This window comes from Pseudomonas sp. P4_B4 (assembly GCF_056402255.1).
In genome coordinates this window covers 105,911-130,439 of sequence record NZ_JBFUHS010000008.1, presented here as the reverse complement: position 1 = coordinate 130,439, position 24,529 = coordinate 105,911, and the positions used below count along the sequence as shown (strand labels likewise).

The 24,529-nt window shown below is 61.4% G+C and carries 17 protein-coding genes; 11 read left to right on the top strand and 6 right to left on the bottom strand.

Going from position 1 to position 24,529, the window contains the following annotated elements; genetic code table 11:
- The first annotated feature begins 423 nt into the window (after positions 1-423).
- Together AC1DVE_RS11985 and AC1DVE_RS11980 are read left to right on the top strand one after the other, a co-directional pair.
- Positions 424-1,476 carry a WD40/YVTN/BNR-like repeat-containing protein gene (locus AC1DVE_RS11985; protein WP_223460968.1) on the top strand — a complete coding sequence of 351 codons (1,053 nt, stop codon included), beginning with the start codon at positions 424-426 and terminating at the stop codon, positions 1,474-1,476.
- Positions 1,477-1,504: 28 nt separating this feature from the next.
- Positions 1,505-3,889 carry an efflux RND transporter permease subunit gene (locus AC1DVE_RS11980; RefSeq protein WP_223460969.1) on the top strand — a complete coding sequence of 795 codons (2,385 nt, stop codon included), beginning with the start codon at positions 1,505-1,507 and terminating at the stop codon, positions 3,887-3,889.
- 90 nt (positions 3,890-3,979) lie between these two features.
- On the opposite strand, the gene AC1DVE_RS11975 is transcribed toward AC1DVE_RS11980, so the two are convergent.
- The 3 genes from AC1DVE_RS11975 to AC1DVE_RS11965 all read right to left on the bottom strand — a co-directional run bounded on the left by AC1DVE_RS11975 (position 3,980) and on the right by AC1DVE_RS11965 (position 11,720).
- Positions 3,980-8,734, bottom strand: coding sequence for a dermonecrotic toxin domain-containing protein (locus AC1DVE_RS11975; RefSeq protein ID WP_223460971.1), 4,755 nt, complete (start codon positions 8,732-8,734; stop codon positions 3,980-3,982).
- A gap of 277 nt (positions 8,735-9,011) precedes the next feature.
- Positions 9,012-9,731 (bottom strand): FadR/GntR family transcriptional regulator, encoded by a 720-nt coding sequence (locus AC1DVE_RS11970; protein ID WP_191628001.1) that lies wholly within the window; start codon positions 9,729-9,731, stop codon positions 9,012-9,014.
- 252 nt (positions 9,732-9,983) lie between these two features.
- A complete protein-coding gene (locus AC1DVE_RS11965) occupies positions 9,984-11,720 on the bottom strand; it encodes an IlvD/Edd family dehydratase (protein ID WP_223460973.1) in 1,737 nt (578 codons plus the stop codon).
- Positions 11,721-11,914: 194 nt separating this feature from the next.
- Here AC1DVE_RS11965 and AC1DVE_RS11960 point away from each other — a divergent pair, with 194 nt between their 5' ends.
- The 9 genes from AC1DVE_RS11960 to AC1DVE_RS11920 all read left to right on the top strand — a co-directional run bounded on the left by AC1DVE_RS11960 (position 11,915) and on the right by AC1DVE_RS11920 (position 18,797).
- On the top strand, positions 11,915-13,237 hold the full coding sequence (locus AC1DVE_RS11960) for an MFS transporter (RefSeq protein WP_223460974.1): 1,323 nt from the start codon (positions 11,915-11,917) through the stop codon (positions 13,235-13,237).
- A gap of 160 nt (positions 13,238-13,397) precedes the next feature.
- Positions 13,398-14,390: an AraD1 family protein gene (gene araD1 / locus AC1DVE_RS11955; RefSeq protein ID WP_223460976.1), complete on the top strand. Its 993-nt coding sequence runs from the start codon at positions 13,398-13,400 to the stop codon at positions 14,388-14,390.
- 10 nt (positions 14,391-14,400) lie between these two features.
- A complete protein-coding gene (locus AC1DVE_RS11950; RefSeq protein ID WP_223460978.1) occupies positions 14,401-15,981 on the top strand; it encodes an aldehyde dehydrogenase (NADP(+)) in 1,581 nt (526 codons plus the stop codon).
- A 54-nt stretch (positions 15,982-16,035) separates the two neighbouring features.
- Positions 16,036-16,374: a DUF5629 family protein gene (locus AC1DVE_RS11945; protein ID WP_223460979.1), complete on the top strand. Its 339-nt coding sequence runs from the start codon at positions 16,036-16,038 to the stop codon at positions 16,372-16,374.
- Positions 16,367-17,536, top strand: a complete 1,170-nt coding sequence (locus AC1DVE_RS11940) for a lactonase family protein (protein ID WP_223460981.1) — start codon at positions 16,367-16,369, stop codon at positions 17,534-17,536. Before AC1DVE_RS11945 ends, AC1DVE_RS11940 begins: the two co-directional genes overlap by 8 nt.
- Before the next feature lie 156 nt (positions 17,537-17,692).
- Positions 17,693-17,872: a hypothetical protein gene (locus tag AC1DVE_RS11935; protein WP_007979950.1), complete on the top strand. Its 180-nt coding sequence runs from the start codon at positions 17,693-17,695 to the stop codon at positions 17,870-17,872.
- A 217-nt stretch (positions 17,873-18,089) separates the two neighbouring features.
- Positions 18,090-18,215 carry a hypothetical protein gene (locus AC1DVE_RS11930; RefSeq protein WP_259674415.1) on the top strand — a complete coding sequence of 42 codons (126 nt, stop codon included), beginning with the start codon at positions 18,090-18,092 and terminating at the stop codon, positions 18,213-18,215.
- A gap of 115 nt (positions 18,216-18,330) precedes the next feature.
- On the top strand, positions 18,331-18,543 hold the full coding sequence (locus AC1DVE_RS11925) for a hypothetical protein (RefSeq protein ID WP_223460982.1): 213 nt from the start codon (positions 18,331-18,333) through the stop codon (positions 18,541-18,543).
- Positions 18,540-18,797, top strand: coding sequence for a hypothetical protein (locus tag AC1DVE_RS11920; RefSeq protein WP_223460985.1), 258 nt, complete (start codon positions 18,540-18,542; stop codon positions 18,795-18,797). Before AC1DVE_RS11925 ends, AC1DVE_RS11920 begins: the two co-directional genes overlap by 4 nt.
- Before the next feature lie 168 nt (positions 18,798-18,965).
- Here the strand turns inward: AC1DVE_RS11920 and AC1DVE_RS11915 are convergent, their stop codons facing one another.
- From AC1DVE_RS11915 to AC1DVE_RS11905, 3 genes are read right to left on the bottom strand one after another with little or no spacing between them, the layout of a single operon-like run.
- A complete protein-coding gene (locus AC1DVE_RS11915; protein ID WP_223460987.1) occupies positions 18,966-19,562 on the bottom strand; it encodes a glutathione S-transferase in 597 nt (198 codons plus the stop codon).
- A complete protein-coding gene (locus tag AC1DVE_RS11910) occupies positions 19,559-23,200 on the bottom strand; it encodes an AAA family ATPase (RefSeq protein WP_223460989.1) in 3,642 nt (1,213 codons plus the stop codon). The genes AC1DVE_RS11915 and AC1DVE_RS11910 overlap by 4 nt, the downstream gene beginning before the upstream one ends.
- A complete protein-coding gene (locus tag AC1DVE_RS11905) occupies positions 23,197-24,441 on the bottom strand; it encodes an exonuclease SbcCD subunit D C-terminal domain-containing protein (RefSeq protein WP_223543636.1) in 1,245 nt (414 codons plus the stop codon). The genes AC1DVE_RS11910 and AC1DVE_RS11905 overlap by 4 nt, the downstream gene beginning before the upstream one ends.
- Between the last annotated feature and the right edge of the window lie 88 nt (positions 24,442-24,529).

Genomic DNA, 24,529 nt, shown 5'->3' with positions numbered 1-24,529 from the left:
CTGGGAGTCCTGCGCCAATTCGCTATAGCTGTCGTCCATTCTTGCACAGGTGGTCGATTGTGGAGGACCCGTCAGGGTGAGCGGTTAAGCGACACAGAACCCTGTGGGAGCGAAAGCGTCAGCAGCCATTACCGCAGCAACGGATATGTACTCCGAACACTGAACACAACCACCCACCCCAAAACCGCAATCACCCCACCTGATACCCAATCATTCAGGACAAGCACGCATCCCCCCGGTTAACAAAAGATAACGTGGCGTCGATTGTCAGACATTAAAAAACACCGATAGGATAAGCCAGCTTCCGAAGGGGCTCTGGATTGCGGGTTTCAGGACTATGCTCTGAAACAGCCGGTCCAGACATGCACCCTTGCGGCGCCCAGAAAGGTTGAACGACCTAACAATAATAATGGGGGAAGGTCTATGAGTGAGCCTGTCATGGGTGTGGGTATCTGCCGCCCGCCGGCATTACGCAAATTCGCGTTGCTGGCCACAGCGCTCTCGCTGTTGGGCTCTGCCATGCTGTCGGCACCCGCGCTGGCCGCGGCGGCGCCAGCATCCGACGTTGTTTATTCCATTGAATCTGCCAAGGCTGCCAAAAGCCTGATGCTCGATGTCGTCCACGCCGGCAAGCGCCTGGTGGCGGTCGGGGATCGTGGGCACATCCTGTATTCCGATGACCAGGGCGCTACCTGGACCCAGGCCAAGGTCCCGACCAGGGCCCTGCTGACGTCGGTGTTTTTCGTCGACGACAAGCACGGCTGGGCCGTCGGCCATGACGCGCAGATCCTCGCCAGCGAGGACGGCGGCGCGACCTGGACCAAGCAATTCGAAGATCTGAAACGCGAATCGCCGTTGCTCGATGTCTGGTTCAAGGACGTCGACAGCGGCTTTGCCGTGGGCGCTTACGGCTCGCTGATGGAAACCACCGATGGTGGCAAGCATTGGGAAGACGCCAGCGACCGCCTCGATAACGAAGACCAGTACCACCTGAACGCGATTGCCGCGGTCAAGGACGCCGGGCTGTTCATCGTCGGCGAGCAGGGCAGCATGTTCCGCTCCGCGGACTGGGGCCAGACCTGGGAGAAACTCGAAGGTCCGTACGAAGGCTCGCTGTTCGGCGTGATCGGCACGGCGCAGCCCAATACGCTGCTGGCCTACGGACTGCGCGGCAACCTTTACCGTTCCACGGATTTCGGCACCACCTGGGAGCAAGTCGAGCTCAAGGCTGAACGTGGCGACCTGGAGTTCGGGCTGTCCGGCGGCACGCTGCTCGACGATGGTTCCATCGTGATCGTCGGCAACGGCGGCTCGGTGATTCGCAGCAGCGACAATGGCGAAACCTTCAAGGTGGTCAACCGTCCGGACCGTATTTCGGTCTCGGCAGTGACTGCGGCAGGCAATGGCAATTTGGTTCTGGCCGGGCAGGGCGGCGTTCGCGTCACTTCGCCGAACGGTACCGAGTCGGGTAAATGAGCCGAGTTAATAATAAGAAGGCGGAGCTATGACTTCCTTGAGTACTCATCACCAGGACAAGGCGACGTTCCTCGAGCGCCTGATCTTCAATAACCGTCCGGCAGTGATCTTCATCTGCCTGATGGTCAGCATTTTCCTGTTCTGGCAGGCCACGCTGATCCGTCCGTCCACCAGTTTCGAAAAAATGATCCCGCTGGAGCATCCCTTCATCCAGAAGATGATGGAGCACCGCAACGATCTGGCGAACCTGGGCAACACCGTGCGGATCTCGGTGGAAGCCACCGATGGCGACATCTTCTCCAAGGAGTACATGGAGACCCTGCGTCAGATCAACGACGAGGTGTTCTACATCTCCGGTGTCGACCGTTCCGGCCTCAAGTCGCTGTGGAGCCCGAGCGTTCGCTGGACCGAAGTGACGGAAGAGGGCTTCGCCGGCGGTGAAGTGATTCCGCAGAGCTACAACGGTTCCCAGGCCAGCCTCGATTTGTTGCGCAACAACGTGCTCAAGTCCGGTCAGGTCGGGCGGTTGGTGTCCAACGATTTCAAGTCGAGCATCGTCGACATTCCGTTGCTGGAGTCCTACCCGGACCCGCAAGACCAGGGCAAGCTGCTGGCGTTGGACTATCGCCAGTTCTCCCACGAGCTTGAAGACAAGATCCGCACCAAGTTCGAAGCGCAGAACCCGAATGTGAAGATCCACATCGTCGGTTTCGCCAAGAAAGTCGGTGACCTGATCGATGGCCTGGTGATGGTGGTGATGTTCTTCGGAGTCGCCTTCGTCATCACCCTGATCCTCTTGCTGTGGTTCACCAACTGCCTGCGCAGTACCGTCGCCGTGTTGAGCACGACTTTGGTGGCAGTGGTCTGGCAACTGGGCTTGATGCACTTCTTCGGCTTCGGGCTCGACCCCTATTCGATGCTGGTGCCGTTCCTGATCTTCGCCATCGGTATTTCCCACGGCGTACAGAAGATCAACGGGATCGCCCTGCAATCGAGTGAAGCGGACAACGCCCTGACGGCGGCGCGCCGTACGTTCCGTCAATTGTTCCTGCCGGGGATGATCGCGATCCTCGCCGATGCCGTGGGTTTCATCACACTGCTGATCATCGATATCGGTGTGATCCGTGAACTGGCCATCGGCGCGTCCATCGGCGTGGCGGTGATCGTGTTCACCAACCTGATCCTGCTGCCGGTGGCGATTTCCTATGTCGGCATCAGCAAGCGTGCTGTCGAGCGCAGCAAGAAAGATGCGGTGCGCGAACACCCGTTCTGGCGCCTGCTGGCGAATTTCGCCAGCGCCAAAGTTGCACCGGTTTCCATTCTGCTGGCGCTGATCGCCTTTGGCGGCGGCCTCTGGTACAGCCAGAACCTGAAAATCGGCGACCTCGACCAGGGTGCCCCGGAGCTGCGTCCGGACTCGCGCTACAACAAGGACAACAACTTCATCATCAACAATTACTCCACCAGTTCCGACGTATTGGTGGTGATGGTCAAGACCAAGTCCGAAGGCTGCTCGCGCTACGAAGCCATGGCGCCGATCGACGAGCTGATGTGGAAGATGCAGAACACCGAGGGCGTGCAGTCGGCGATTTCCCTGGTGACCGTGTCCAAGCAGATGATCAAGGGCATGAACGAGGGCAACCTGAAATGGGAAACCCTATCGCGTAACCCTGACGTACTGAACAACTCCATTGCCCGCGCTGACGGCCTGTACAACAACAGCTGTTCCCTGGCGCCGGTGCTGGTGTTCCTCAACGATCACAAGGCCGAGACCCTGGATCGCGCGGTGCATGCGGTGCAGGAGTTCGCCAAGGAAAACAACAAGGAAGGCCTGGAGTTCATCCTCGCGGCCGGTAACGCCGGGATCGAGGCGGCCACCAACGAGGTGATCAAGAAGTCCGAACTGACCATCCTGGTCCTGGTGTACATCTGTGTGGCGGTCATGTGCATGATCACATTCCGTTCGTGGGCGGCGACCTTGTGCATCGTGCTGCCCCTGGTGCTGACCTCGGTACTCGGCAACGCCCTGATGGCCTTCATGGGCATCGGCGTGAAAGTGGCGACCCTGCCGGTCGTGGCGCTCGGGGTGGGGATTGGCGTGGACTACGGCATCTACATCTACAGCCGCCTGGAAAGCTTCCTGCGTGCCGGCCTGCCGCTGCAAGAGGCGTACTACCAGACGCTGAAGTCCACCGGTAAGGCGGTGCTGTTCACCGGTCTGTGCCTGGCCATCGGTGTGTGCACCTGGATCTTCTCGGCCATCAAGTTCCAGGCCGACATGGGGCTGATGCTGACCTTCATGCTGTTGTGGAACATGTTCGGTGCACTGTGGCTGTTGCCGGCACTGGCGCGGTTCCTGATCAAGCCGGAGAAACTGGCGGGGCAGAAGGGCAATTCGTTGTTCGCCCACTGACCGTTTCGTTGCCCTGACACCGAAAGCCGCGACCTGAAAAGGCGCGGCTTTCGACGTTTCTGGCGGCTTGCTTCGCAGTTGGCGACTCGACTACCGAACAGGCAACAGGTCCAGAAACAGCCTTTGATCCCGTGGTGGGGTAACGGGGCTGTAGAGGTCGCGGATGATCACCTTGTTGTCCGGCCCAGCTTGGGCAATCAGATCCTTGAGGGTCATGAAGCGATGTTCGGGACGTTTGAGGTGGGCGATGGTGTAGGTCGAGGGCGCGCTGTTCGCCTGGGCGTAGTGGAAATGCGCGTACCACAGCACCGTGTCCGAGTTTTTCTCCCGAATGGCGAATTCCGTCAGATAGTCTTTGGCGGCCGTCCGCTTGAGTGCCTGTACCAGCCCGATGTCCACCGCCTGGCGATCGCGAAGGTACTCGATACTTTCCTGTCGGGGACGTTGTGCCTTGTATCCCTCGATGCAATGTTGCTGGCCTTTGAGCCGGGTTTCGCTGGCGGTGTTGCGCAATGATTCAAGCACGTTGCTGATTTGCGGGTTGTCTGGCTGGGCGTGCTCCAGTTCGCTGGCCAGCATTTCGATCCGTTCGGCCTGGTGTTCCAGCATATCGCTCCAGTCGCGGGGGTTGAGTTCATCCCGTCGTTGCGGATCACTGAGCTTTCTTTTCTGAAATTCGATTGAACGCTCAATGGCCGGGATTTCGTCGATCAGTCGCTGCCCCTCCGTGCGCAGCGCGGCAACAGTACGCGGTTGCGCGGCGTGCACAGGCCGCACCGGCGCGGCTTCGACAACTTCGACCCATCCCTCATTGGGGTGCTCCATGAACCGTCCACTGACCTGGAGGGTGACCGGGTTTCGGGTGACGATTGTCGGAAACGGCATACCTGCGCTCGCCGGTTCCAGCTCTCCCACCAAGGCGCCGTTATCCCGTGACTTGAACACCCGTTTGGTCTTCGACGGTGTTTTGACGGGTTTGAAGGCGACGGGCAATACCGGCAGAAATTCGTCCTCGCGCAACAGATCGGCCAGTTCGGTCTCGGCATTGTCCCGTGCGATCTCCAGACGCTCCATCAGCAGCGACATATAGCGGGGGCGGATCAAGGGGGACTCAAGCTCCAGCAGTGAGGTGTTGATTTGCAGGCGTCTTCTGTAGTGCCTGACCAGGTTGATCAAGACGTCCTTGCGCTCCTGGGAGGTGAAACCATCCGTGCTCAGCAGCTCCAGATGGGAGTCTTCGAGCGCTGACATGGCGCCCAGACGGTCTTCATGAACCTTGAGAAAGTACTGCTCCTGCGGGGTTTTCGCTTCGACGGTGGTATCAATGCTCAAGATGTTAAGTATGTCGAGCGATTCGAGGATGGCGGTGACTCGGTTGGAAAACCTTCGGTCAGGATGGCTTTTGAGGTATTTCAGGCGTTGTGCCGGCCCGGTCTTGAAGTCCTGCGCAAGCTCCGTCAGAACCCCATCCTGTGTGATGATTGCCTGGGTATGTCGCTCGGAGGCGGCAAAAAGGGATTGCAGAAGGTCGTACATGCGCTGGGCGGTTTCGATGTCATTGCTGTTGCGTTGCAACTCGATCAGCGACTCGCCTTGCTCGGAAACGAAGCTGGCCAGGTAGAGGGTCGCCAGCCGATAGATCCTCAGTCCGTAGGAGGACAGGATCGCCGTGTACTCGCCGGTCGCTTTTGCCTCGTATTCGAAGCGCATGTCAACGTCCTTGAGTTGTCGATAGGCCTGGATCAAATCGCGACGGGCCTGGATCAACTGATCGACAATGACCTGGTCTCTTTCCTGCAATACCTGGAAATCCAGCCGACTGCGCGATCGCGCAATGGCCTTGAGCCGATGGTCGCCCTGGAGGGCCTGATCCTCGGGCGATGCGCGAAGACGTATACCGGCGGTTTTCAGTTCGTTGTCGGCGCTGGCGTACACGATTCTTGCGGCTTCCAGTTGCCGGTCCATATCCTTTGCCTGTGTTGCCAGCGTCGATACGGTCCCACCGATTCGGTTGGCCTCAACGGTGGCTTGCTCACGTTTCTTGTCTATTTCCGCCAGTTTGGCTTTGAGTCGATTTTTGGGGCCTCCGCCCTGCAGCTTCAGACCCGTGTCCAGCGACCATCTGCCTTGTCCGTCGGTCTTGAGCTTGAAGCCGGGATGGAGCGGCTTTTCGGGGTGAATGATGTAAACGTCGCCGAACCCTGGAACGATACTGACCTTGAACAGCAATCCTCCCAGTGAGGCATGCCATTGATGGTCGATACGGTACAGCCCCTTGAACATGCCGATTTCAACGGGGGCGGGAACCGGGACGGGCCAGGCGACCTTGAGCTCGAGTAATGCATTCAACAGGCGCTGGCTTGAGGAATCCCTGGCGGTGGAGTGAATGAAATCGATCCGGGTGTGATCAGCGGCCGGAGGTTCTGCGGGCAAGCCGACCACGCCTTGCTCGATGTCGGCGGTCGCAGGAGCGACATCCTGGGGTGGACGACGCAGGCGGGCGAGGCGCGGTGGCGGCTCCGCCGGCCGGGGTGCCGGTGTCGAAAGCCCGGGCCGATGGGGTTGGGGAGAAACATGCAACAGGATCAACCCGACATTGAGCAGCAGATCGACCCAGGCCAGTTCCCTGGCTGTCGGGTCGTTGCTGTGCAGCGCCGTCACATCGCTTTTCAGGGCGACGGCCAGCTGCAGCATCCAGCCGGCCAGCATCGCAGGGCCACGAAGCACTGGCAGGAGTAAGGCGTTGAACAGCAACCAGCCGCCCTCGCGCACGATGGCCCAGCGGTTTTCGGCGTTGGAAACCGATTCTCTGTCAGCCAGGTCGATGAGCGCCCGTGCGTTGCTGGCGTAGAGGTACTGCGTCAGATTCCCGGTGGCCAGCGCCTGTACCAGCGAACCAGATACTTCTTCGGTGCTGGAGCCCTGAGCCAACTGTGCCGGCTCCGGTTTTTCCCAACGGACGGTGTCGTCTCCCGGGCCGAAACGAAGGATGTGGGGGCTGTTGAACCCGTCATTGCTGTAGATCGGCCGGGCCCTGTCCGGCAGCCAGCTCAGTACGCTGTCTTGCAGGGGACCGGCTTGTGCAATGGCGTTGAACAATGCTTCACGGCTGGAGAATTGCTGCAAGGCGTCCTGGTATACGGGCCGATACAGGATGTGCGGGCCGATGCCGGTGTCCCGCGGTTCAATGATGAACATGTTGTCGACGACATCGGCGACCGCACCGGCCTTGCGGGTAAAGGCAAGCGCACGGACGACGATGTCCTGGCCGTCGACGACGCGCTCGGGTGCTTGGATGTGCAAGACGGCCTTTATAAGTCGGTATCCCTGGAAGCTCAGCCCGTGCTCGCCGCGGATTGTGTGTTCCAGCGCCTGAAGCGGCAGGTGTACCTTGAGCGCCTGGCCAAACCGGATTTCGCGACGTTGCGATTGGCTGTTGTCATCGAGCAGCAGGGCTTTGAGGGTGTGCGGGTAACGTTCGCCGATGTTCACCCGACTGATCAGCCCTTCGGTGCTGCTAAACAGACCTTTTTCACCGAGGATGTAGTCGGCGGTCAGCCACGACGGGACGGCTTTGCCGGTCTTGTCCGTGATGGCCATGCTGCCCGAGGGCGTGGCGCTGAGGTTCTGGATGGCCAGTTCGGTCAGCGTCATGGGGACGCGGGTGATGAAGCCGCTGCCCAGATCACCGGCCGCCACCCGGAAATTGAGCACCAGATCGCCAGGTTCGCAATCGGAATCGGGATGGTCCAGGTGTATCTGATCACGCAAGGCGTTGTTGGTGAAATCATGCAGGTTTTCGATGCCGTCGAGGAAGGACTTGCCGCCGGTCTGTCGTTGCAACTGCGCCTGCTCGACCAGCAATTGACGATATTCGGTACGCTCGCTGTCGCTGGCGTCCTTGAGCCATTGGGGCAGGGTCGCGCGTATCTTTTCGACAGGTTGCTGGCCAGGTGCCGGAGCATGGCTGAAGTAAGGGGCCGGGTCGGTACTGGCCGCGAAGCGTTCTTCCAGGGCGCGAACCCCCTGGTCGGCGGGAAGCCGGATGGCGTCCAGATTCTCCAACTGACGCTCCAGCAGCAACGCGGCCTGAGTATCGAAGATATTTCCATCGGGCTCGGAACGCTTGATGACGATTTTGTCGGCGTTGAACTGGCACTCCACCTCACGGCCCCAGGCCTGATTGAGCGCTTCCATGCTGGGGTACGACTGCAGACGGCCTGAAACACGGTACAAAAAGATCCGGCTTCCTTGCACCACGAGCAGGTCCGGCGTGGTGAAGGACGTGCTTTCGCCGTTGCGGATCAAGCAGGTTTCCAGGCAATAGGCATGCACAAAACCGTCAGGGTGGGGGATGGCCAGGCGCTCACGACGGTCGGGGTGTCGAGCCAGTTCGTAGAGTGCGGCCCTGTCATCTTTTTGAGCCGTGGGAAGAAGGCTTGCCGCACTGTTCAGACCGCTTGCCAACAGGTCACCCAGCCATTGCCAGTGGCTGACCTTCGTGTCGTGCGCCTGGTTCCAGTAGGCCGTCAGGGCATCCTGAAACCGGGTGCCCAGGGTCAAGGTCAATGACTGGATTTTTTCCTGGATAACGCCCATGTCGGGACGTTTTGGCCCTTGCGCGTCATAAGTCAGGTGCGAGGGCGCGCGGTTGGTGAGGAAGTGTACGCGTCCGTCAATTTCTGCCGTGAGATTCAGGGATGTGTTGTTGCCCAGATAGTCCAGGGCCACGTCGATCAATAGCTTGAGGTCCCATCCCCCCGTCCGGTTGGGTATGGCCAGCCGGGTGACATCCAGGTCCAGGGCCAGAGGCGGGTAGTGCTCCAGGATACTGGCGTGAAGCATTTGTCCGGCGACCTGGCGCAATGTCGGTCGGCTGGCGAATCGACGGGCGACCGCTTGAGCGGGAGCGTCGCTGGTAGCGGGGCGTGTGGGTTGCCCCTGAGTTGCGTCTGGTGGGACGGCGGATTGATTCTGCATATCGGATACCGTTCTGTAGCGAAAGAAGTGTGGTTTCGCTGCCAGAATGGCGAGTTTGTCGCAGGCGAGTGCGGTATCCCGCTACCACCTGGGTACTCGAGAATTGTGTCGGATCGTGCCTGGCGATCGGCCGATGTGTCGCTCAGGACAGCTCGGAGCCGAGTACGACATTCAGCGCGCTGCGGGCATCGTCCAGTTGCACCAGCGTCGCATGCCGCGCGCCGAGGGCATCGCGGTTTTCGATGGCGGTCAGGATCGCCTTGTGCCGGGGCAGTGCCAGCTCATGCAGGTTCGGCCGCTGGTTCGAATGCTTCAAGGCTTCGGCAATGGCCACCGAGAGCATGTTGCACAAATTGGCCAGCAAGTCGTTGTGCGTTGCATCGGCGATGCGACTGTGGAAGTCCAGGTCCGGCTGCAACAGGGCCTCCGGCGTCGGCGCGGCTTCCATGCGCTGGTAGGCCTCGCCGATGGAGGCAATGTCCGCTTCCGTGGCGAATTGCGCGGCGAGGGCGGCAGCGGCCGGTTCGATGATGCTGCGCACGCTGGTCAGCAGGTCAAAGAACTGATTCTGCGGACTGCTCTGCATCAACCAGTGCAGCACGTCCGGATCGAGCATGTGCCAGTCCTTGCGCGGCTTGACCACGGTCCCGACCCGCGGGCGGGAATACACCAGGCCCTTGGCGACCAGGACCCGGGTGGCTTCACGCAGCACCGGCCGGCTGACCGCATACTCTTCGCACAACAGCGCTTCGGCGGGCAGCTTGTCGTCCGGCAGGAAACGTCCCGAGACGATCTGCATGCCCAGTTCCTGGACGATGCGCGAGTGCATGCTTTTGCGGTCGGAGGGTTTGCGGTAATCCATGGGGAACGGCGCGGTCCTGTGCGAATAGGTGTCGCGCATGATAGCAGGCGCGGGAGGTAATCATCAGGCCTGAGGATAGGGATTACTTTGTGGCGAGGGAGCTTGCTCCCGCTCGGCTGCGCAGCAGTCGAAAAATCGGTGAATGCGGTATTTCTGGAAAAGCGCATGTTCCGGTTTTGGGGCCGCTTCGCAGCCCAGCGGGAGCAAGCTCCCTCGCCACAGTAGTTGATTCACACCTTCACGAGGGTGGTGTCAGTGGGAGTGACGCGGTACCTCAGCCCCGCGGCAACCGACCAGGAAGTCGAAGTCACAACCCTGGTCCGCTTGCAGCACGTGGTCGATGTACAACTGGCGATAGCCACCCACCAACAATTGCTGTGGCGGTTGCAGATCGGCCATGCGCGCGGCCAGTTCGGCGTCCGGAATATCCAGGTGCAAACGGCCGCTAGCGCAATCGAGTTCGATCCAGTCGCCTTCTTTCACTGCGGCCAGCGGTCCGCCGGCAGCGGCTTCCGGGGCGACGTGCAGCACAACGGTGCCGTACGCGGTGCCGCTCATGCGTGCATCGGAAATACGCACCATGTCCGTCACACCTTGGGCCAGCAGCTTGGCTGGCAGGCCCATGTTGCCCACTTCAGCCATGCCCGGATAACCCTTCGGCCCGCAGTTCTTCATCACCAGGATCGAGTTGGCATCCACGTCCAGTTCCGGATCGTTGATCCGCGCCTTGTACATGTCGAAGTTCTCGAACACCACCGCGCGGCCGCGATGCTGCATCAATTCGGGCGTGGCGGCGGACGGCTTGAGCACGGCGCCCAGCGGTGCCAGGTTGCCGCGCAAAACACAGATGCCGCCATCGGCGCGGATCGGGTTGTCGAGGGTGCGGATCACTTCGTCCTCGCCATAGATCGGCGCGTCCTTGGTGTTCTCGCCGATGGACTTGCCGTTGACGGTCAAGGCATTCGGGTTCGGGATCAGGTTGGCTGCACCGAGGCGACGCAGCACGGCCGGCAAGCCACCGGCGTAATAGAACTCTTCCATCAGGAAGCGCCCGGACGGTTGCAGGTCGACGATGGTCGGCATGCCGCGGCCGATACGGGTCCAGTCATCCAGGTCCAGCTCCACGCCAATGCGTCCGGCGATGGCCTTGAGGTGGATCACGGCGTTGGTCGAACCGCCGATGGCGGCATTGACGCGAATGGCGTTTTCGAAGGCTTCCTTGGTGAGGATCTTCGACAGTTTCAAGTCTTCGCGCACCATTTCCACGGCTCGCATGCCGGACATGTGCGCCAGCACATAACGGCGCGCATCCACGGCCGGAATTGCCGCGTTGTGGGGCAGGGAAGTGCCCAGCGCTTCGGCCATGCAGGCCATGGTCGAGGCGGTGCCCATGGTGTTGCAGGTGCCGGCCGAGCGGGACATGCCGCCCTCGGCCGCGAGGAAATCGTCGATGCTGATGGTGCCGGCCTTGACCTGTTCGCTGAGCTGCCAGACCACGGTGCCGGAGCCGATGTCCTTGCCCTTGTGCTTGCCGTTGAGCATCGGCCCGCCGGTGACGACGATGGCCGGTACGTCGCAACTGGCGGCGCCCATCAGCAAGGCCGGGGTGGTTTTGTCGCAACCGGTCAGCAGCACCACGCCATCGATCGGGTTGCCGCGAATGGCTTCTTCGACATCCATGCTCGCCAGGTTGCGGGTGAGCATGGCGGTAGGGCGCAGGTTCGATTCGCCGTTGGAGAACACCGGAAACTCCACTGGAAAGCCCCCGGCCTCGATCACCCCGCGTTTGACGTGCTCGGCAATCTGGCGGAAATGCGCGTTGCACGGGGTCAGTTCCGACCAGGTGTTGCAGATGCCGATGATCGGCTTGCCATGGAACTGATGGTCGGCGATGCCCTGATTCTTCATCCAGCTGCGGTACATGAAGCCGTTCTTGTCGGCGGTGCCAAACCATTGGGCGGAGCGCAGGGTGGGTTTCTTATCAGACATGATCGGTTCTCTTATTGTATGACTATATTGTTCGAGCTGAGGCGTAACATAGGCTCAAATTGAGCACTTTGGAAGTGTTGTTGAGTAAATAGTATTACTATATAGTCTGCTCAAACGGAGGGATGGCCCTGGCGAATTTTTCGCGAGAGGCGTCCCCCGAGGTTCTATAACAACAACAATCGGAGACCGATCTCATGAGCCAGGAACTGCGGCTTATCCGTCGCATCACGCTGAAACTGATTCCCTTCCTGATCCTGCTGTACCTGATCGCCTATGTGGACCGCTCCGCGGTGGGCTTCGCCAAATTGCACATGGGCGCAGACATCGGCCTGGGCGATGCCGCCTACGGTCTTGGCGCCGGGCTGTTCTTCATCGGCTACTTCCTGCTGGAAATCCCCAGCAACCTGATGCTCGACCGCTTCGGCGCACGGCGCTGGTTCGCGCGGATCATGGTCACCTGGGGCGCCATCACCATCGGCATGGCCTTCGTCCAGGGGCCGAACAGCTTCTATGTGATGCGCTTTCTGCTCGGCGCCGCCGAAGCCGGGTTCTTCCCGGGCGTTCTGTACTACATCACCCAATGGTTCCCGGTGCGCCATCGCGGCAAGATCCTCGGGTTGTTCATCCTGTCGCAACCCATCGCAATGATGATCACCGGCCCGGTGTCCGGTGGCTTGCTGGGCATGGATGGCGTGTTGGGGCTGCACGGCTGGCAGTGGTTGTTCATCGTCATCGGCTGCCCGGCGATCCTGCTGACCTGGCCGGTGCTGCGCTACCTGCCGGACGGCCCGCAGCAAGTGAAGTGGATGGATCAGGCGGAAAAGGACTGGCTGAGCGGCGAGCTGAAAAAGGATCTGGATGCCTACGGCCAGACCCGTCACGGCAACCCGTTGCACGCCCTCAAGGACAAGCGCGTCCTGCTGCTGGCGCTGTTCTACCTGCCGGTGACCCTGAGCATCTATGGCCTGGGCTTGTGGCTGCCGACCCTGATCAAGCAGTTCGGCGGCAGCGACCTGGTGACCGGTTTTGTCTCGGCGGTGCCGTACGTCTTCGGGATCATCGGCCTGCTGATCATTCCGCGCAGTTCCGACCGCTTGAACGACCGCTACGGCCACCTCGCCGTGCTTTACGTGCTGGGTGCGATCGGCCTGTTCCTCAGCGCCTGGCTGTCGGTGCCGGTGCTGCAACTGGCGGCGCTGTGCCTGGTGGCGTTCGCATTGTTCTCCTGCACGGCGGTGTTCTGGACCTTGCCGGGCCGCTTCTTCGCCGGCGCCAGTGCGGCGGCGGGGATCGCCTTGATCAACTCGGTGGGCAACCTCGGCGGCTACCTCGGTCCATTCGTGATCGGCGCGTTGAAGGAATACACCGGCAACCTGGCTTCGGGCCTGTACTTTCTGTCGGGGGTGATGGTGTTCGGGCTGGTGTTGACCGGTGTGGTGTATCGCTTGCTGGAACGCAAGCACGTGTTGCCGGCCGATGAGTTTGCGGCCAGTGCACGTGGGGCTTCCCGTACCTGAATCTTGGGATCAGCCCCGATCAACTGTGGGAGCGAGCCTGCTCGCGATGAGGTCGTCACATCCGACATTGATGTCGACTGATGCACCGCTTTCGCGAGCAGGCTCGCTCCCACAGGGGGACTGCGTTGTTTTGAAGTGTTGGGTTAACAGGAGAAAATTCATGCGTTTGGTTCAGTTCGAATTGAGTAACGGCGAACGCCGTGTCGGTGTTGTCGAGGCAGGCCTGGTCCGTGAAGTACAGGACGCGCGCACCGTTCGCGATCTGGCGCTGGCGGCGATCGAGGCGGGCGCAAGCCTTGAGCAACAGGTGCAAAGTATGGGGCTGGGCATCAGCCATGACTATGCCGAACTGCTGACGCAGCGGCGCATCCTGTCGCCGCTGGACCATGTGGATCCGGCGCACCTGCTGGTCAGCGGCACGGGCCTGACCCATCTGGGCAGCGCGTCGGCCCGGGACAAGATGCACCAGCAAAGTGGCGACGAAACCGCGATGACCGACACCATGCGCATCTTCAAGTGGGGCGTGGAGGGCGGTAAGCCGGCGGCGGATGAAGCCGGTGTGCAACCGGAATGGTTCTACAAAGGCGATGGCAGCATCGTCGTCAGGCCGGGCCTGCCGTTTCCCCTGCCGCCGTTTGCCGAAGATGCCGGTGAGGAGCCCGAGATCGCTGGCCTGTACGTGATCGGTCACGACGCCAAGCCGTATCGCCTGGGCTTTGCCGTGGGCAACGAGTTCTCCGACCACGTCATGGAACGCAAGAACTACCTGTATCTGGCCCACTCGAAACTGCGCAGCTGCAGCTATGGCCCGGAACTGCGGGTCGGCGAACTGCCGCAGCATCTGGCGGGCACCAGCCGCATCCTGCGCGGCGGCGAAGTGCTGTGGCAGAACGATTTTCTCAGTGGCGAGGCGAACATGTGCCACAGCCTCGCCAACCTCGAATTCCATCATTTCAAGTACAGCCAGTTCCTGCGCCCGGGGGATGTGCACATTCACTTCTTCGGCACCGCGACCCTGTCCTTTGCCGACGGCATTCGCACGCAGCCGGGTGACGTGTTCGAGATCACCCAGGCCGAATTCGGCGCGCCATTGGTCAATGGCATCGCACCGGTCGCAGCGGCTTTCGCGCCCGGCACCGTCGGCACACTTTGAGGACTTACCCATGACCCGGATTCTTGGTCACAACTACATCGGCGGCCAACGCAGCGCCGCTGGTAGCGTCAAGTTGCAGAGTGTCGATGCGACGACGGGCGAGGCCTTGCCCGACGATTTTTATCAGGCGACCCCGCAGGAAGTCGATGCGGCGGCCAGTGCGGCGGCGGCCGCGTACCCGGCCTATCGCAGCCTGAGCGCGGAGCGGCGGGCGCAGTTTCTCGAGGCCATTGCCGATGAACTGGATGCCCTCGGTGATGATTTTGTCGCTGTGGTCTGCCGCGAAACGGCGTTGCCCGCAGGCCGAATTCAAGGCGAGCGTGGGCGTACTTGCGGGCAGATGCGCCTGTTTGCCAAAGTCTTGCGTCGCGGTGATTTCTACGGCGCACGGATCGACCGGGCATTGCCGGAGCGTCAACCGTTGCCGCGTCCGGACCTGCGTCAATACCGTATCGGCCTCGGGCCGGTGGCGGTGTTCGGTGCCAGCAACTTTCCGCTGGCGTTCTCCACCGCCGGCGGCGATACCGCCTCGGCGCTGGCCGCCGGTTGCCCGGTGGTGTTCAAGGCCCACAGCGGTCACATGGCCACGGCTGAACGGGTGGCGGATGCGATCATTCGCGCCGCCGAGAAAACCGGCATGCCGGCGGGCGTGTTCAACATGATCTACGGCGGGGGCGTCGGCGAGGCACTGGTCAAGCATCCGGCGATTCAGGCCGTGGGCTTCACCGGTTCGCTCAAGGGCGGTCGAGCCTTGTGCGACATGGCGGCGGCCCGTGCGCAACCGATTCCGGTGTTCGCCGAGATGTCCAGCATCAACCCGGTGATCGTGTTGCCCCAGGCGTTGCAGGCGCGGGCCGACACGGTCGCCCGGGACCTCACGGCGTCGGTGGTCCAGGGCTGCGGCCAGTTCTGCACCAATCCCGGTCTGGTGATCGGCATTCGTTCCGCGTCATTCAGTGCCTTTGTGCAGCAAGTGGCCGGGTTGATGGGCGACCAGCCGGCGCAAACCATGCTCAATGCCGGAACCCTGAGCAGCTATGGCCAAGGGTTGCAAAAGCTCCTCGTGCATCCGGGGATCGAGCATCTGGCCGGCAATCCGCAACAGGGCAAGCAGGCACAGCCACAGTTGTTCAAGGCCGATGTCAGCCTGCTGCTCGATGGCGATGAAGTGTTGCAAGAGGAAGTGTTCGGTCCGACCACTGTGGTGGTTGAAGTGGCGGATCCTGCACAACTGACGGCCGCCTTGAACGGCCTGCACGGCCAGTTGACCGCCACCGTCATTGGCGAGCCGGAAGACTTCGAGCAGTTCGCCGGGCTGACGGCGTTGCTGGAACAGAAGGTCGGACGCATCCTGCTCAATGGCTATCCGACGGGCGTGGAAGTCTGCGATTCGATGGTCCACGGCGGGCCTTACCCGGCAACATCCGATGCGCGCGGTACGTCGGTGGGCACACTGGCCATCGATCGTTTCCTGCGCCCGGTGTGCTTCCAGAACTACCCGGACAGCTTGCTGCCGGATGCGCTGAAGAACGGCAATCCGCTGCGTATCCAGCGACTGGTGGATGGGCAATCGTCCCGCGAGGCGCTTTAACTGTCAGTCACAATCCCACAGGTTGGTCATTCCAACCGAGGGAAATGGGGTGCTATGAGCTATCATTGCGTCTTTCTCATTCAAAGACTGATTGCCATGACTGCCCCAACCGACACCTTGCTCAATGCCCTCGAACACTGCGGAATGGTCGAAATCGACGGGCTGCATGCCTTCGAATTCGCCCTCGACGAGTTCGATAACCTGCACATTGAATGCATGGATGGCCGTGCGGCCAAACACTGGGAGTTCACCCCGGCGCAGATCCAGGCCGCGACCTTCGACACCACGCTGCAAAGCTGGTTGATCACCGGTGACTCGGGTGAACACCGTTTGGTGTGCCTGGGTGATGTCGTCAGCGGTGACAACGAAGATGACGACCAGGACGATGCGTAACCTCTGGCCACTGTTGATGGCCGGCAGCATCGGCGCCATGGGCGTCCAGGTCGCATCCGCCGATGACTATCAACTGCTGGTGGGCTCCTACACCGCCGGTCAAAGCCAAGGCATCTACCGCCTGGCTTTCGACAGCAGCACCGGGCAGATCGATGCCAGCCCCCTGCAAGTGATCAAGAGTGAAAACCCGTCGTGGCTGACCCTGTCGAAGGATCAGCGACACCTGTTCGTGGTCAACGAAAACGGCCCGGGCCAGACGGACCCGGTAGGGCGCGTCAGCAGTTTCGCGATCGATCCCAAGACCCATGCGCTGAGCCTGGTCAGCCAGGCCCAAAGCCTGGGCAACGAGCCGACCCATTCCAGTCTCAGCGCCGATGGCAGCCATTTGTTTGTCAGCAATTACTCGGTGGCCGAAGACCCGGGCGGCACCCTTGCGGTATTGCCGGTGGCGGCCGATGGCAAGCTCAAACCGGTGGTGCAGATGAGCAGCCACCCGGCGAGCCGGGTCAATCCCGAGCGCCAGGCCTCGGCCCACGTGCATTCGACCATCCCGTCACCGGATGGCAAATACGTGTTCGCCAATGACTTGGGCGCTGACAAGGTGTTTGCCTACCGCTTCGACCCCAAGGCCAATCCGGAACGGCCGTTGACCCCGGCCACCCCGGCATTCGTGCAGCTGCCGCCGGGCAGCGGGCCGCGCCACCTGCTGTTCAGCGCCGATGGCAAACACGCCTGGCTGACCATGGAAATGAGCGCGCAAGTAGCGGTGTTCGATTACCACGACGGCCAACTCAAACAGACGCAGATGGTCGATCTGGCTGCTGGGCAACCTGTCTCGGACAAGGCTGCGGCGGCGTTGCATGCCTCGGCTGACGGCAAGTTCCTCTACGTCAGCAACCGTGGCACGGCCAATCAACTGTTGGTGTTTGCCATCGATCCGGCGACCGGCCACCTCAGTGAGCTGCAACGGCGGGCGGTGGAGGGCGATCATCCGCGGGAATTCAGCCTCGATCCGAGCGGCAAATTCCTGTTGATCGCCAACCAGAAAAGCAACCAGATTGTCGTCGTCGAGCGCGATGCCAGGAGCGGTCTGCTGGGCAAGACCGTGCAAAAACTGCCGATGGACGCCCCGAGCGACCTCAGGTTTCTGCTGCGTCAATAAGCCGCAGGCCCCGGTTGATGGGGCCTGCCTGCTTTTATCAATGACGCTGATATCTGGTACTGCTACAAAGCATTTCAAGGCACGAACCCTCGAGGGTTAAGTTTGCTTCACGGCCCCACCGGGCAAGCAAGCCAACTGAATCCGAGGAATACCGCCATGAACTTCAACATCTTCTCTGTCATTGCCGCTTCCGCCATTTCTGCCACCGTTGCGCTGCCAGCCAGTGCCAACGTTGAAATCAGCGACAAAAAAGCCCACACCCAGAGCTACACCCAGAAGTACCTGCAACAGAGCGCCAACTTCTACGCCGCGCTGGATCACAAAACCCAAGCCTGAACGTTCAACCCTGCCTTTATGCAGGAGCGAAGTCACTGATGATCGAAGACCCTGATGTTGAAACACGGGTGTTGAAAACGATCAGAGTGATGTTGCTCCTGCATAACGCATTTGCGACAGTATCAGTTTGCCATCAATGTCGCGCTTGATATCACATAGCCATACGTTTAAATTGACGCTGATTCTTTGACTCCCCCTCACGGCAAGGATCGGCAGCATGGTGACGCGTCTGGCATTGGTTCTTCTGTTTCTCTATTCCACTCCCATTCTGTCGGCAGCCGACCCTGTCCCAGGTGAGCCGGAGGCTGCGCGCGAGCGCTTGATAAGTTTTATTGAAGACTGAAATAGTCTGGCTTAATGATCAATGAGGTTGATGGTCACTATGGATAACCCTGAGTGGTTACCCAGGCTTTTTTGATCGATTCTGTGGGCATTGAAACATGCCTGCGGAGAACATCATGGCCAGCACAATTCTCACTTCTGCCAAACACGGCGCCTATGTGGCGATCGGTCTTTACCTTGCCATGGTGCTGGTGGTCAGCCTTTCAGCGCAGTCGCAATCCACCTTTGAAGCGCCGATCCAGGTTGCTTATCCCGGCATCCAGTTTGAACACCGTGCGCAAAACGCGGACGTTGATCAGGCTGAACTCGCAGGAGTCGTCGGCGCATGAAAGGGCACAGACTCTGGGTCATCGCCTTCCTGGCGTTCATGACCAACGGATCCTCCCTGTTGGGGATCGGCCAGGGCTCGGCGGGCTCGGTGGCACGGGCCATCGAAGCCAACCACAACATTGCCCGCAGCATCGAAAACGCCAATGCCCAGGGGATGTTGGCCGGCAATCCGCCGATCAGGAATGAAGGGGTGGTTTTCGGGCCGTTCCAGGTGGATTGCACGGCGATCGGGATGTGTGAGGTGTTGGTCTGAAGCCTGCTGTCGATGAAGGGCTTTTGTGGCGAGGGAGCTTGCTCCCGCTCGGCTGCGCAGCAGTCGCAAATCGCCTAACGCGGTCTGCCTGGAAAAACCAACCGCCTGACATTGGGGCCGCTTCGCAGCCCAGCGGGAGCAAGCTCCCTCGCCACAGTGTCGGTGTTTTTACTTGCGCATCACACCGGTAAACAAGTCCGACTCCAAAAACCGCTGCAACCAATCCTGCAACCGCCGATACGGCGTCTGCGCAAACCAGTCGCGGTCTACATGGGCGAACTGCCGCACGAAGGGCATCAACGCCGCATCGGCCAGGCTTGGATGATCGGCCAGCAAGTAGTCGCGTCCCTCCAGCAACTCATCCAGCCTTTGCAAAAACACCTCGCCCTCACCGCGATAAACCTCCATCGGCTGCTCGGGATAACGCTCGGCGTACTTGTAGCGATTCAAGTGCACCTTGAACACCTGATCGTTCTGTTCGATCAGGGGGGCGATTTGCGCCGCTGCGGCAGGATCGTCCTTGAGCAGCCAGTCCTGCGGATCGTTCTGTGCCAGGGCCCAGCGCATGATGTCGAGGCTTTCGTCGATCACCCGGCCATCGGCGCTCAGCACCGGCACCGTGCCTTTACTCGACAGCGCGAGCATCTCGGCGGGCTTGGCCTTCAGGCTGACTTCGACAATGTCCACGGCCACGCCCGAGTAGCGCAGGGCCATGCGTGCGCGCATGGCGTACGGGCAGCGGCGGAAGGAGTACAGCGTGTTCATTTCACCTCCAGGGTGCTCAGGCCGTTGCCCTGGCGTTGGACCTGAATCTGCACCGGAATCCGTTCATGCATTTCCTGTACGTGGGAAATCACCGCGACCTTGCGGCCCTGGGCCTGCAAGCCGTCGAGGGCGTCCATGGCCAGTTGCAGGGATTCCGGATCGAGGCTGCCGAAGCCTTCGTCGATGAACAACGACTCGATTTTCAATGTGCTCGACGCCATCGACGCCAGGCCGAGGGCCAGCGCCAGCGAGACCAGGAAGGTCTCGCCACCGGACAGCGAATGCACCGAGCGCAGTTCGTCGCCCATTTCGGTGTCCATCACCAGCAAGCCGAGCATGCTGCCGCCGCGCTTGAGGCGATAGCGGCGCACCAGTTGGCGCAATTGCACGTTGGCGTGGTGCACCAGCAGGTCGAGGTTGTAGGCCTGGGCGATCTTGCGGAAGGTGTCGCCGGTGGCGGAACCGATCAACGCATTCAGGCGCGCCCAGCGTTGATACTCGTTGTAGGCGTCGGCAATCCGCTGCGCCAGGGCCTGATTGGCGTTCTGCCGGCGCTGGTCCTCGGCCTGCTCGGCGCGCAGTTCAGCGCAGTGTTGCTCGCTGGTGGCGGCGAGGTTTTGCAGGTCGATCAGCGCACTGGCTAACTGCTCGGCATCGAGGTTGCCGTTGTGTTGCGCCTGGTGATCGAGCAGGCGCTTGTCGCGCTCCTGCACCAGGACGCTGGCCTGTTCGATGGCTTTTTCGCTGTGCTGCAAGCGCTGGCGCAGTTCGCTGACCTGGGTGTCGTCGACGCGCAGCAGGTCTTCGAGGCCGCCGTCGTCCAGTTCGGGATGGCGGGCGCGCCAGTCGCCGATCTTGCCGGCGAGTTCACGGTCCTCGTTTTCCAACACGTGCAAGTGCTGTTGCTGGGACTTGAGCTCGGCGGCGATTTGCACTGACTGCGTGAGGACGTTCTGCAGGGCCTGGCCGGTAGTGGCTTCGGCGCTGCGCGCCTGTTCCACGGCCTGTTCCAGTTGCTGCTGCCAATGCTCGGCGCTGCTGTGTTCGCCGAGTAATTGCCCGAGCGTGTGCTGGCTCGCCTGTTGCTGCTCGGCCAGTCCAGTGAACTGCTGTTCGGCGGCGTGCAATTGCTGCACGCGGCTGTGCTGGCGATCCTGTTCCTTCTCCAGGTTTTGCTGGCGCTGTTGCTGCTCGGCCAGTTCTTCCTTTTGTTGCTCGAGTTGCGCCAGGCGTTCGGCGATCTGCCGGTCGAGCTGCATGAAGGTCGCGGCCGGTTCGACGCGCAGTGCTTGCAGGGTTTCGGCCGGCAGCAGGTTGGCGAATGCGCTGAGTTCTTCGTCCAGGCGCTGGCGGTCGTTGCCCAGCTCGCGCTGTTGATTGCTCAGGTGCTGGGCCGCTTGCTGGTGCGCGGTTTCGGCATGGCGCAGTTGCTGGGTCAGGCGTGCGGCATCCTGTTGCAGGGTGAGCAGCGCGCTCTGCCGTTGCTCGTCCTGGCTGATGCTCTGGTTGAGCTGACTGTTTTGCTGGATGAGCCAGGCATCGCGTTTGGCGGCATCCTGATTCAGCAGTTGGACAGCCAGCGGATGCGCTTCCAGGCTCGGGGCGAGGGCCTGCTGCTGGGTCGCCAGTTGCTCCTGTTGTTGCAGCAGTTCCTTTTGCTGGGCGATCAGCCCGCCGACCTCAGCTCGCAAGTCAGTGAGTTTTTCCTTGAGCAGGTCGACGGCCTTTTGCGCGTTGGCCTGTTCGCTTTCATCAAAACGGCCGAGGCTCTGCAGCAGGGCTTCGGGCTGATGATAGGGATGTTCGTTACTGCCGCAGACCGGGCAAGGCTGGTCGTCCTGCAACTGCGCGCGCAGCTCTTCGACACTGGCACTGCGCGCCAGACGCTGACGCTCCAGCAGTTCGCGCGTAACGTTGAGGGTCTGTTCGGCAACGCTCAGATCAGCCTTGGCCTTGACCCCGTCCTGGGTCAGGCGTTCGCGTTCCTGCTGCGCGGTGAGCTGGCGCTGTTGCAGCTCGGCGCCGCGCTTGTCCAGGTCCTGCTGGCTGGCCCACAGGCGTGCAAGGTCTTCGACGGCGCGCAGTTGCTTGCGGTTGTCCTGCAACAGGCTGCCCAGAATGCCGATCTGCTCGGCGACAGCGTCCGGTTCGGCACCAGCCTCCTTGAACAGCAGCTCCAGTTGCTGTTTGTGCGCGGTGAGTGCCTGGTCGGTGCTCGCGGCGTTTTGTTCGAGGCTGGCCAGTTCGGCCTGGCCCTGATTCAACCGGTTGCCGATCAACATCAACTGTTGCAGGCGATCACGGTAGGCATTCCAGGCATCGCTCAACGGAGCCAGATGCGTGCTTTGCTCCAGCCCGGTGGCGATGCGCTGCAAGTCCCCGGCGCCACGTGTTTGCTGATCGAGCAAGGTCTGAATCGTGCCCTGGCCCTGAGTACAGGCTTGTTGCGCCTGTTGCCTGGCTTCGGCGCTGAGGGCGGTGTCCTTGGCCAGGCGGGCGAGGGTGCTTTGCGCTTCGAAGGCCTGACGCAGCAACGGCGTGCTGTCGGCTTGTCGTTGTTGGGTTTCGCTCAAGGCGATCCGGGCGCTGCTCAGCAGTTGCTCAAGCTGTGTCTGGCGCTCGCCGAGTTCGCCGTGCTGCTGCGCATGCAAGGCAATTTGCGCCGCCAAGGGTGTCAGCAGCGCATCGACCTCGGCCTTACGGGCGAACTGGTGCCGTTGTGGGGCCAGCTGTTCGAGGCGGGTGAACCTCAAACGCTCGCTGGCCAGGGCTTCCCAGTGGGTCTGCGCCGATTGCAGTTGTTCGCTGGCGGCCAGATGTTCGTCCTGCAATCGACGCAGGTCCTTGAGCCAGGTGTCCTGCAGTTCAAGCTGTTTGAGCTGCGCCTGTCGGGTCTTGAGTTGTTGCTGCGCCTGGTTGAAGCGCTCATCCAGTTCTGCGCGGGCTTCGGGTGACAGCGGCGTCACACCGCTGGCCTGATCCTGCAGCAGCTTGTGCGCCTCGCGAGCCTCCTTGGTCTTGTCGAAGGCCCGACGACCGAGGCGGGTGTAGAGCGCCGTGTCGGTGAGTTTTTCCAGCAGTTCGCTGCGGTCGTTGTCATCGGCCTTGAGGAATGCGCTGAACTCGCTTTGCGCCAACATCACCGCGCGGGTGAACTGCTCGAAATTCAGCCCCAGCGCGGCTTCGAGCTGAGTCTTGTATTCGCCTTTCTGGCTGGCGAGCAATTGATCCTGATCGATATCACGCAAGCTCTGGCGGCTGGCCTGCAGCTTGCCAGCGGCCTTGTCCCGGGCGCGATTGGCTTCCCAGCGGGCACGGTAACGACGGCCGTCGACACCAACGAAATCCACTTCCGCATAGCCTTCACCCGTGCCGCGACGCAGCAGGGTGCGCGGGTCGCCAGTAGCGATTTCGCCGTCGGCGTCCGGCACCTTGGCATCGCGGCCGGTGTTGTTCAGGCGCGGTACGGCGCCAAACAGCGCCAGGCACAGGGCATCGAGCAAGGTGCTTTTGCCGGCGCCGGTGGGGCCGGTGATGGCGAACAGTCCGGCACTGGCCAGGGGTTCAGCGGTGAAGTCGATTTCAAACGGCCCGGCCAGGGAGGCGAGGTTTTTCAGGCGGATCGCGAGAATTTTCATGGTTGTTCGCTCTCCATTTGCACGTCCTGCAACAGCTCGGCAAAGTCCTTGAGGGTCTGCTCGTCGACCTCGCTGCCGTAGTTGTCCTGCCAGGCGCGGCTGAACAGTTCCTGAGGCGTGAGCTGGTCCAGTTCGATCAGCGTGTTGCCGTCCTCGACGCCGTCACGGCCGCCGTTGCCGGCGTACTCGGCGGCGATGCGCACCAGGCGCACGGCCTTGCCTTGCAGGGCGTTTTCCATTTGATTGCGCAGGTCGGGCTGCGGCTCGTCGAGGCGCACCCGCACCTCCAGCCATGGCTGGCGCTGGATGTCGGCCAACAGGTCGATGTTCGGCAGGTCCGCCAGTTGCAGCAGGATCTCGCTCAATGGCGCCGGGCCGATGCGTTGCAGGTTGACCGCGCGGGGGATCAGTTTCGGCTCGACGCTAAGCAGGGTTTCGCCGTCGAGCTTGATGTCGAGAATCTGGTGCTGATAGCTGATCTCGGAGAATGACAGCGGAATCGGCGAGCCGCTGTAGCGGATGCGCTCCTCGCCGTTGACCTTCTGCGGCTTGTGCAAGTGGCCGAGGGCGACGTAGCTGATGCTCGGCCCGAACAGGCTGGCGGGCAGGGCTTCGGCGTTGCCGATGATCAGGCTGCGCTCGGAGTCTTCCGACACCGAGCCGCCGGCCATGTGCGCGTGGCTGATGGCGATCAGTGCCTGACCCGGCTGGCGCTTGGCGTTGGCCGCTTCGATCAGCGACTCGTGCACCTGACCGATCCCGCGCAGGTAGTTGTCGCCCAAGTGCGCGCCGGTGACTTCCGCCGGGCGCAAGAATGGCAGCGCCAGGCACCAGCCGGCGATTTCACCACTGGCATCGGGCAAGGGCAGCAACAGGCGTTCGGCGTCCAGTTGACCGTCGTCGAGCCACAACACACGACCGAGGGCATGAGTGCGCAAGCGACGCATCAACGGCGCGGGCAGTTCGATCCGCGAGCCGGAATCGTGGTTGCCGGCGATCATCACGATGGTCAGCAACGGCTGCTGTTCGTGGGCGCTAACGATGAAGTCGTAGAGGCGTTCCTGGGCTTTGACCGGCGGATTGACCGTGTCGAAGATATCGCCGGCAATCAACAGCACATCCGGTTGATCCAGTTTCAGCTGGCGCAGCAGCCAGTCGAGAAAACAGCCGTGTTCGAAATCGCGATCCTGGCCGTGCAGGTTCTGCCCGAGGTGCCAGTCGGAGGTGTGAAACAAGCGCAAGGCGGACTCCGCTACAAAATAGGTAATGGCCGCGGGAAAAATGAAGGCGGCGAAAGGGGAGAGAGTTTACTGGTTTAAATGCCCGGTC

Excerpts from the sequence above, each read along its gene's own strand:
- araD1 (WP_223460976.1), top strand. The coding sequence starts at position 13,398 with ATGCGTTTGGTTCAGTTCGAATTGAGTAACGGCGAACGCCGTGTCGGT.
- AC1DVE_RS11935 (WP_007979950.1), top strand. The coding sequence starts at position 17,693 with ATGAACTTCAACATCTTCTCTGTCATTGCCGCTTCCGCCATTTCTGCC.
- AC1DVE_RS11945 (WP_223460979.1), top strand. The coding sequence starts at position 16,036 with ATGAGCTATCATTGCGTCTTTCTCATTCAAAGACTGATTGCCATGACT.
- AC1DVE_RS11915 (WP_223460987.1), bottom strand. The coding sequence starts at position 19,562 with ATGAACACGCTGTACTCCTTCCGCCGCTGCCCGTACGCCATGCGCGCA.
- AC1DVE_RS11970 (WP_191628001.1), bottom strand. The coding sequence starts at position 9,731 with ATGGATTACCGCAAACCCTCCGACCGCAAAAGCATGCACTCGCGCATC.
- AC1DVE_RS11930 (WP_259674415.1), top strand. The coding sequence starts at position 18,090 with ATGGTGACGCGTCTGGCATTGGTTCTTCTGTTTCTCTATTCCACTCCC.
- AC1DVE_RS11910 (WP_223460989.1), bottom strand. The coding sequence starts at position 23,200 with ATGAAAATTCTCGCGATCCGCCTGAAAAACCTCGCCTCCCTGGCCGGG.
- AC1DVE_RS11920 (WP_223460985.1), top strand. The coding sequence starts at position 18,540 with ATGAAAGGGCACAGACTCTGGGTCATCGCCTTCCTGGCGTTCATGACC.
- AC1DVE_RS11965 (WP_223460973.1), bottom strand. The coding sequence starts at position 11,720 with ATGTCTGATAAGAAACCCACCCTGCGCTCCGCCCAATGGTTTGGCACC.
- AC1DVE_RS11940 (WP_223460981.1), top strand. The coding sequence starts at position 16,367 with ATGCGTAACCTCTGGCCACTGTTGATGGCCGGCAGCATCGGCGCCATG.
- AC1DVE_RS11985 (WP_223460968.1), top strand. The coding sequence starts at position 424 with ATGAGTGAGCCTGTCATGGGTGTGGGTATCTGCCGCCCGCCGGCATTA.
- AC1DVE_RS11960 (WP_223460974.1), top strand. The coding sequence starts at position 11,915 with ATGAGCCAGGAACTGCGGCTTATCCGTCGCATCACGCTGAAACTGATT.
- AC1DVE_RS11950 (WP_223460978.1), top strand. The coding sequence starts at position 14,401 with ATGACCCGGATTCTTGGTCACAACTACATCGGCGGCCAACGCAGCGCC.
- AC1DVE_RS11975 (WP_223460971.1), bottom strand. The coding sequence starts at position 8,734 with ATGCTTCACGCCAGTATCCTGGAGCACTACCCGCCTCTGGCCCTGGAC.
- AC1DVE_RS11980 (WP_223460969.1), top strand. The coding sequence starts at position 1,505 with ATGACTTCCTTGAGTACTCATCACCAGGACAAGGCGACGTTCCTCGAG.
- AC1DVE_RS11925 (WP_223460982.1), top strand. The coding sequence starts at position 18,331 with ATGGCCAGCACAATTCTCACTTCTGCCAAACACGGCGCCTATGTGGCG.